Raw genomic sequence first — 2,531 nt, 5'->3', positions numbered from 1 at the left:
GTGTTGTTGAGCGTGGCCTGGAAGCCTTCGCCCATCGCCAGCATCGCGACCAGTACGCCGACCACGCCGGCGATGCCGACCACGATCACCGAGGAGGCACCCCAGCGTTGCGGCAGGCTGGCGATGCCGATGCGGGTGGCGGCCAGGGCCAGCCGGCCACTGCGGGTGAGCGCCAGCCACAGCCCCAGCAGCACCGCGATGGCAGCGACGCCGATCCACGGCAGGCTGATCCAAACCACCAGGCCAACGACCAGCAGCAGCACGGTCACCGCGTTCCCCAGCCACTTCTTGAGCTTGTTCATGTCGGTGTCCTCTTCAGCGGCCGGCGAGCGCGTCGACGATCTTCAGGCGCTTGGCGCGCAGTGCGGGCAGCAGCCCGACCACGATGCCGATCACCACGATCAGGACGATGCCCACCAGCCAGGTCGGCGTCGGTACGTGCGGCGGCAGCATGCCCATGCTCTTGGGGCTGATGGCCGGCAGGATCAGCGCCGCCAGGCCCATGCCGATCAGTCCACCGAGGCCGATCAGCAGCACCGATTCGACCATCACCAGGGTCAGCACCGTGYCGTCCTTGAAGCCCAGCGTCTTCAGCGTGGCCAGTTCCGGAACGCGCTCGCGCACCGCCTGGGCCATGGTGTTGCCGGTCAACAGCAGCAGGGTGAAGAACACCGCGCCCATGATCGAGGTGACGATCATGCCGATGTCGGCGAACTGTTTCACGAACGCCTGCTGGAACGCCGATTCGGTCTGGGTCTTGGTTTCGTGGTCGGAGTTGGCCGAGATCGCATCGATGGCCTGCGCCACTCTCGACGACTGCTCCGGGTTGTCCAGCGTCACCGTGTACCAGCTCACCTGGTTCTTGATGTAGTCGTTGGACTCATCGAAGTACTTCCAGTTCATCATCAACTGGCGTTCTTCATTGGCCGCCAGTGCGCGATCCTTCGAGCGATAGATGCCCTTCAGTTCCAGCGGCCAGTCGTTGCTRCCGCCACGCGGGAAGATGGTGGCCTGCAGCGGGATGGTGTCGCCGATCTTCCAGCCGAACTGCTTGGCCAGCGTCTCGCCGACGATCGCGCCGGTACGGGTCTGCTGCCAGTCCTGCAGCTGCGCCGGGTCGATCTGCAGCTCGCGGTAGACATCGAAGTAGTTGGGCGCCACCGAGAAGTTGGGGAAGAAGTTCTTCGGGTCCTGGTAGATGCCGCCGAACCACATGCCGTAGGTGACATCGCGCACGCCGCTGACCTGGCGGATCTGCGTTTCCAGGCGGATCGGCAGCGACTGGGTGATCGACAGGCGCGAAGCCACCACCAACCGGTTGGCACCTTCCACGCTGCCACCGGACGAGAACGCCACGCGCACCGAGTCGAGCATGCCGAACAGCAGGAACGCGGCCACCACCGACAGCAGGGTCAACAGGGTGCGGGTGCGGCTGCGGAACAGCTGCGCCCAGACCAACGAGAAGTATTTCATCGCTGTGGCCTCCGTCAGTGGGCCAGCGGCGCGTCGGCCAGCTCGCCCTTGTCCAGGTGCACCGTGTGGGTGGCGTACTCGGCAGCCTTCGGGTCATGGGTGACCATGATGATGGTCTTGCCGTGTTCGCGGTTGAGTTGCTGCAGCAGGCCCAGGATCTCTTCGGCGGACTGGCGGTCAAGATCGCCGGTAGGTTCGTCGCAGATCAGGAAGGTCGGGTCGGAGACGATCGCGCGGGCGATCGCCACGCGCTGCTGCTGGCCGCCGGACAGTTCGTTGGGGCGATGGCTGCGGCGGTCGGCCAGGCCGACCAGGGTCAGCGCGATCTCGGCATTGCGCTTGCGCTGCGCCGCGCTGAGGTGGGTCAGCAGCAACGGCAGTTCCACGTTCTTCTGCGCGGTCAGCATCGGCATCAGGTTGTAGAACTGGAACACGAAGCCGACATGATGGCTGCGCCACGTCGACAGCTGGCCGCCGCTCATCTGGTCGATGCGCTCGCCTTCGATGCTGATCTCGCCGCCGGTGGGGTTGTCCAGACCGCCGATCAGGTTGAGCAGGGTGGTCTTGCCGGAACCGGACGGGCCCATCAGCGCGACGAAATCGCCGCTGGCGATATCCAGGTCGATGCCGTGCAGCACCTGCACCTTTTCGGGGCCACGCTGGTAGGTCTTGGTGATGTTGCGCAGTGAAACCAGGGTCGACATGGGTGGTTCTCCACGAAAGGCGGGAAACGGGGATGCGTCCCGGCCAACGGCCGGCACGCGTCGAACAGTGGTGCTTTCCAGCGGTACTGCCGGTGGCGCCATGCGGGCGCCGGGCCGTTACTGCGCTTGCTTCTGCTTGACCCTGGTGCCGTCGCGCAGGGTGTCCAGCGGGTTGACCACCACCGACTCCCCCGCGCTCACGCCCTTGAGGATCTGGCGGTCCTTGCCCATCGCCTGGCCCGCCTCGACCGTGCGTTGCTGCACACGGTTGTCATCGCCCAGTGCGAAGGCCACCGACGTCGACCGTGCGTTGCTGCACACGGTTGTCATCGCCCAGTGCGAAGGCCACCGACG

Annotated in this window: 3 protein-coding genes and 1 pseudogene; all 4 read right to left on the bottom strand. The window is 65.7% G+C overall.

All coding sequences use genetic code 11. The features are described from left to right. A pseudogene (locus AC1VAN_RS18310) lies at positions 1-302 on the bottom strand (ABC transporter permease); the annotation flags it as partial. Positions 303-315: 13 nt separating this feature from the next. Then, positions 316-1,473, bottom strand: coding sequence for an ABC transporter permease (locus AC1VAN_RS18305; RefSeq protein ID WP_480986388.1), 1,158 nt, complete (start codon positions 1,471-1,473; stop codon positions 316-318). 14 nt (positions 1,474-1,487) lie between these two features. Then, positions 1,488-2,177: an ABC transporter ATP-binding protein gene (locus AC1VAN_RS18300; RefSeq protein WP_025878346.1), complete on the bottom strand. Its 690-nt coding sequence runs from the start codon at positions 2,175-2,177 to the stop codon at positions 1,488-1,490. A gap of 117 nt (positions 2,178-2,294) precedes the next feature. Further along, positions 2,295-2,531: permuted SH3 domain-containing protein (locus tag AC1VAN_RS18295; RefSeq protein WP_480986387.1), on the bottom strand; the 237-nt coding region annotated here is incomplete at its 5' end.

The organism is Stenotrophomonas sp. 05L44_2 (assembly GCF_056665995.1).
This window is presented reverse-complemented; position numbering and strand designations above follow the sequence as displayed.

Coding starts and splice junctions, on each gene's coding strand:
- AC1VAN_RS18300 (WP_025878346.1), bottom strand. CDS start 2,177: ATGTCGACCCTGGTTTCACTGCGCAACATCACCAAGACCTACCAGCGT.